The 671-nt window shown below is 65.1% G+C and carries 1 protein-coding gene and 1 pseudogene; both read right to left on the reverse strand.

All coding sequences use genetic code 11. The annotated features are described in order from the left end of the window. Nucleotides 1-490, reverse strand: a pseudogene (locus ABD323_RS43200) (helix-turn-helix transcriptional regulator); the annotation flags it as partial. Continuing rightward, nucleotides 469-671, reverse strand: a 203-nt coding sequence (locus ABD323_RS43205; protein ID WP_344447505.1) for a hypothetical protein, incomplete at its 5' end; no start/stop codon positions are given. The gene ABD323_RS43205 and the pseudogene ABD323_RS43200, both read right to left, overlap by 22 nt.

Consider the following 671-nt stretch of genomic DNA (forward strand, 5'->3'; position numbering starts at 1 on the left):
GCTCCAGCGCCAGCTGGTTGGGGTGTTTGCCGGCTTGGATGGAATCGGGGCGAACGGCTCCCCCTCGCATCAGGGACAGGCATTCCTGGGTAGCGGTCGCCGCCAGTTCCTCGAGGCGGTCACGGACGGCGTCGAGGGAGTCCAGCCGCACGACCATCTCGTCATCGGGTCGTCGGTCGATGTGCTCGGCGGACAGGGCGGCGATCGCGGTCCGGGTGCTCTCCAGTTGCTGCTGGCGAAGGAGCAGTTGGTTCTGGTTCTGGGCGAGCAGCCTGGTCAGTCCGACCTCCGGGCTGACGGTCCGCAGTGCATGGGAGTCGGTCGCGGGCCGAAGCAGCGTCAGTTCCAGCAGTTCGTCGAGTGCTTCACGTGTCTCTGCTTCCGACAGGTGCAGGTGGGTGGCGATCCGGTCGACCCCCCAGTCCGGCTCGGCCAGCAGGGTCCGGTAGACGTTCTCCGTCAGTGCGCTCAGCCCGAGTGCTTGCAGCACCGCGCCCCCTCTCGATGTCGATGATGATCATCATCGATGCATGGTGGCCGGAGACGCAATGCTTTTCTGTGGACTGAGAATTCATCGCATTTGGGGGTTTTGCGGGTGCAGATGAGGATTGCGGCGAAGTGGTCGGCTTTGCGTTCGCGGCGGTGGTTGAGCCGGCGGTAGCGGTCCGGTT

This window comes from Kitasatospora nipponensis, from assembly GCF_039528135.1.
In the GTDB taxonomy this organism is placed as follows: domain Bacteria; phylum Actinomycetota; class Actinomycetes; order Streptomycetales; family Streptomycetaceae; genus Kitasatospora; species Kitasatospora nipponensis.